The sequence below is a fragment of the Immundisolibacter sp. genome, from assembly GCF_028696615.1.
Taxonomy (GTDB): Bacteria; Pseudomonadota; Gammaproteobacteria; order Immundisolibacterales; family Immundisolibacteraceae; genus Immundisolibacter.
In genome coordinates this window covers 1-4526 of the sequence record NZ_JAQVGQ010000210.1, presented here as the reverse complement: position 1 = coordinate 4526, position 4526 = coordinate 1, and the positions used below count along the sequence as shown (strand labels likewise).

General features: G+C 63.3%; 2 protein-coding genes and 2 pseudogenes. 1 reads left to right on the top strand and 3 read right to left on the bottom strand.

Going from position 1 to position 4526, the window contains the following annotated elements; all coding sequences use genetic code 11:
* Positions 1 to 52: 52 nt before the first annotated feature.
* Positions 53 to 1058 (bottom strand): annotated as a pseudogene (locus PHC73_RS11755) (IS5 family transposase).
* A gap of 138 nt (positions 1059 to 1196) precedes the next feature.
* Between PHC73_RS11755 and PHC73_RS11750 the strand changes: the two are divergent.
* Complete coding sequence (locus tag PHC73_RS11750) at positions 1197 to 2156, top strand: glycosyltransferase family 2 protein (RefSeq protein ID WP_366949869.1); 960 nt, start codon at positions 1197 to 1199, stop codon at positions 2154 to 2156.
* A 78-nt stretch (positions 2157 to 2234) separates the two neighbouring features.
* Here PHC73_RS11750 and PHC73_RS11745 read toward each other — a convergent pair.
* Positions 2235 to 2432 (bottom strand): annotated as a pseudogene (locus tag PHC73_RS11745) (integrase core domain-containing protein); the annotation flags it as partial.
* A 294-nt stretch (positions 2433 to 2726) separates the two neighbouring features.
* Entirely contained in the window at positions 2727 to 4211 is a 1485-nt protein-coding gene (locus PHC73_RS11740; RefSeq protein WP_300128384.1) for an IPTL-CTERM sorting domain-containing protein, read from the bottom strand.
* Between the last annotated feature and the right edge of the window lie 315 nt (positions 4212 to 4526).

The following is a 4526-nucleotide window of genomic DNA, read 5'->3' as shown; positions in this document are numbered from 1 at the left end:
TTTGGCCCGTCACGGGGTGGTTTTGGCCCCCTGGCCTCCCATTTCCCATTCTTCAGGACGCACTGAGGGTGTGCCGCGCGCGCAGCCGCCAGCTCGCCAGCACCAGGTTGGCGAGGCCAAACAGGGTCACGACCTGCGCGGTGTTCCGGGCCAGGCCCCGGTAGCGAGCCTTGCGGTACTTGAACAGGTTCTTGACGATGTGAAACGGGTGCTCGACCTTCGCCCGCAGGCCGGCCTTGACGCGCTCGATGCGCCGCTTGCGGTGGCCGACCTCATCGTCGGGCAGCGCCCGGCGCGCGCCCGGGCGCAGCGCCGCGTGCCAGGTCACCGGCGTGTCCCGATTCTCGGGGCGTTGGTCGACGCCCTGGTAGCCGGCATCGCCGAGCGCGACCGTCTCCTGCCCATGCAGCAGGCCGTGCGCCTGGGTGACGTCACTCACGTTGGCCGGCATGGTCAGCACCGTGTGCACCAAACCGGAGTCGAGATCGACGCCGATGAGCGCCTTCATGCCGAAGTGCCACGCGTTTCCCTTTTGGCCTGATGCATGTCCGGGTCGCGTGCGTGCTCGCGGTTGTTGGTGGACGGCGGGGCGGCGATCAGCGTCGCATCCGTCCTCGCGAAAGCGGGGATCGTGCCCTCGCGCAGCAGTAGGAGCAGGCCCTCGCGCGCCAGGTGATCGCGGATGGTCTCGAAGATCACCTGCGTGAGGCCGTGCGTTTCGAGCAGGCGGCGGAACCTCAGCAGCGTGGTGGCGTCCGGTGCCGCCTCGCGTCCCAGATCGATGCCGACGAAGCGGCGGATGGCCTGGCTGTCGCACAGCGCATCCTCGATGCCTTCATCGGACAGCCCGAAGCACTGCCGGGCGATGTACCATCACGCAGCATGCGCGCGAGCCCCAGCGGCGGCCGGCCGGGTCCCTTGCCAGCCGGGTAGAACGGCGCCAGCGCCGCCTCGAGCTGTGCCCACGGCGTCACCGCGTCGAGCTGCGCCAGCAAACGCTCGCGGCGCGTCTGCTTTTTCTTGCTGGCGTACTCGAGATCGGAAAAGCTCGTTTGCATGACGTTTCCTCACCACCGCTGCGGGTCAGGGCGTATTGTCGCAGCGGCGGCGCTTATCGGGCCGCTGGGCGGGGAATAAATCAGCGGTTCCTTAAAAATTCTTTTAACTATGAAACAGGTTTCGTGAAGGCGGTAGCTATGCTCAAACTGGGCGCGCTAAGTATATCCGGCGTTACCCAACCCAAAGTGGCGATTCTGCTGTGCACCTATCGCGGGCAGCGCTATCTCGCAGAACAACTCGATTCATTTTCTGCGCAATCCTATCGCAACTGGGAAGTCTGGGCCTCTGATGACGGCTCCGAAGACGACACCCACGCCATCCTCGAAGCCTATCAACGGAAGTGGCCAGAGGGTCGACTGTCAATTCACTTTGGTCCAGCGGAAGGTTTTGCGGCGAATTTTCTCTCGCTGACGTGCAAGGCTAGCATCGACGCGGATTACTACGCCTATTCCGACCAAGACGACATCTGGGAACCCAACAAGCTGACCCGTGCAGTGGAATGGCTGACTACACTTCCAGAAAACATTCCAGCTTTGTACTGCTCGCGTACCCGCTTGATTGACTCCAATAATAACCAAATTGGCCTGTCACCGCTTTTCACCAAGCCACCAAGTTTTGCCAATGCGCTGATACAAAACATTGGTGGTGGCAACACCATGGTTTTCAATAACGCTGCGCGGAATCTTCTGCGCGAAGCGGGAGATAACCTGCCTGTGATCAGCCACGACTGGTGGGTATACATGGTGGTCACCGGGTGTGGCGGTCAGGTTTTTTATGACGCCGAGCCCACGCTTCGCTATCGCCAGCACGATGGCAACTTGGTCGGCATGAACGCGACCTGGCCGGCTCGTTTCAAGCGTATTCGCATGCTGTGGCAGGGCCGCTTTCGTGGTTGGAACGACCGCAACATCGCTGCCTTGAGTGTCCTGAGTCACCGGCTTACCCCGGAAAATTTGGAAATATTGGAGCGTTTTGCCAAGGCGCGCGAAATGAGCCTGATCCCTCGTCTCATCCACCTCAAACGCAGCGGCATTTACCGTCAGACGTTCCTCGGAAACCTTGGGCTGGTCGCGGCTGCAGCTTTCAAGAAACTTTGAGTGGCCGACTGAACCGCCCCGGGTTTGGTGGAGGCTGTTTGGTTTAAATCGGGCCGCCACAGTGGTTGTCTGACTGGCGAGTTGCCGGTAGTAGTTTGCCTCGGCCTCTGCCGGCGGGATATAGCCGATCGATCCGAGCAGGCGGTGGTGGTTGAACCAGGTCACCCATTCCAGCGTGGTCAGTTCCACGGCTTCCCTGCTTTTCCATGGCGCGCGACGGTGGATCAGTTCGGCCTTGTAGAGGCCGTTGATGGTCTCGGCGAGCGCGTTGTCGTAGCATGGCTGTCGAAATCGCTTGGCGGAGGCATTTTCGGCGCCGCGATGTTTCGCAATCGAGCGCCGGGATGAGGTCGCGCTCAATGAGCCCATTTTTTTCAACAGCCTGATAGATCCACTAGCCGAGCACCACGCTCATGGCCAGCCGCGCCAGCCGGCGGCGCTGGCATTGTCCACACCGGCGAGCAGCGCGGACCACATGTGGCGGCGCGCGCCGGCGGTGGTGATTCACGGTCATGGTGCAGAAACGACAAGGCCCGGGAGTCCCGGGCCTTGGGTGCCACTGCTGCCGTGTCAGCCGGTGCGGCGCCGCAGCCGGGTCGCGGCCAGCAGCCCGATCATCCCACCCAGTACCGTCAGCGCCCAGGACGAGAGCGTGGGGACAGGGGTGTCGGTACTGGGCGGTGGTGGTGTGACGCCGCCGCCAGAGATGCCCGAACCGCCGACGCCGAAGTAGCTTGCGAAGTTGTTGTTGAAACCGTATCCCAGCAGCATGAAGCTGGAACTCGCCGCAATGACATGGGAACCGTCGGCGACGCTCACGTTGCCCGCCACCAGGGTGGTGCCGGGCACGGCGGTAAAGCCGGCGGGATTCACGGCCGCGCCGTCCAACTGCAGGCTGGCCAGCGCCGCGGCCTCGATGACGATTTCCAGAAAGTCGTTGTAGTCCCCGGCCGGGACATTGAAGATGTAGCGATCGAGCCACTGGCTCTGGTCGGGCACCAGGGAGAACGCCGGGTCGCCGTCTCCGGCAAGGCCCTGTCCGATCATGAACTGACCCAGCAGGATGGGGTGGTTGCTGGTCACCCGGGTGTTCTCCGCCAACGCCGGCGGCAGGGTGAGGGATTGCCCGGCGTTCAAGGTCGGCTGCACCGTGGTGCCGCCGCTGTCCTGGAAGGTCACCACGGTGCCGTCGTCGCGGGCGAGGATCTTGACTACGTCGCCAGGGCCGGACTGCTCGGTGGGTACCAGCACGAACTGGGTGCCGAAGTCGGAGGTGGCCGGAAGCTGCTCGATGACGTGGTCACAGAAGCCGGTGTCGTCCGGCACATTGGCGCAGAAGTGGCCGCCGAACACCGCGATGGGCTGGGTAGCAGTGATGGTGGTACCGGTGAGATCGCCGGTTCCGGAAGCGCGGAACTCGATTGCCTCCAGCCGGTTCAGCATCACATCGAAGGGAACGCCGGCCGGCTGGCCGGTGGTCAGTGGCGCCGAAGGCGTGATGGTCACCGTGGTACCGTTGGTGCCGGCCACCACGGCAATTTGTGAACCGTCGGGCACCAGGCTGCTGGTGGCTGCCATCACCAGGTAATTGGTGCCCAGGGAGGTGTCCGGGAACAGGTTGGTGATGTCGTTGGAGGCTACCGGCACATTGGCATCCATCAGGTAGGCCGCGAACGGGTCCGGGGCATCGATGCTGTAGCCGTTCACCGAGGCTGTGCCCAGGGGGCCGATACGGCCGCTGTCGGGGATGGTGACGATCGCCGTGCCGTTGGCGGGAATGGGCACGGTGGTGTTGAAGGAACCGTCCGCGTTGGTGATGGTGGCCGTGGTGGCGACCCCGCTGGTGAGAAAGATGTCGATGTCACCTCCCACAGCGTTTCCGGGAATGGTGAACAGGGTTTCGGCGCTGGCCGGCGCCCCGGCCAGGCCACTCAGCGCCAGCCCGGCAAGTGCCAGGTGACCCAGGTACCTCGCATGCGCCCTGCCAGAGGCAGGCGTTGGCGATCGTAGAAGCATCGGTGAAGCGTTCGGATCGATGGTGTGTCGAGTGTCCATGGCACATCCTTGAGGTGGTCGGTAGCGCGCGACTATGAACCTGGTAACAAACTCGGTCAATGACAATTGCATGGACGGTCGGAGCATTTTAGTTAGCCGACGAGATGCTGGCCTGGCTGTGCCGCCTGTCGCGCCATCCTTCCGGGCCCGGAGCTTGGCCAGGGTCCTGGGGATAGTCTGAACAACCCGTCACCCCGGCGAAAGTCGGGGTCCAGGAGCTTGATTTAACTGGATTCCGGCTTTCGCCGGGATGACGAAAGTGGATTCTTTCAGGCTTCCCTGGCGCAGCCAGGGCCTCGCGGCGCTCCCGGAGCC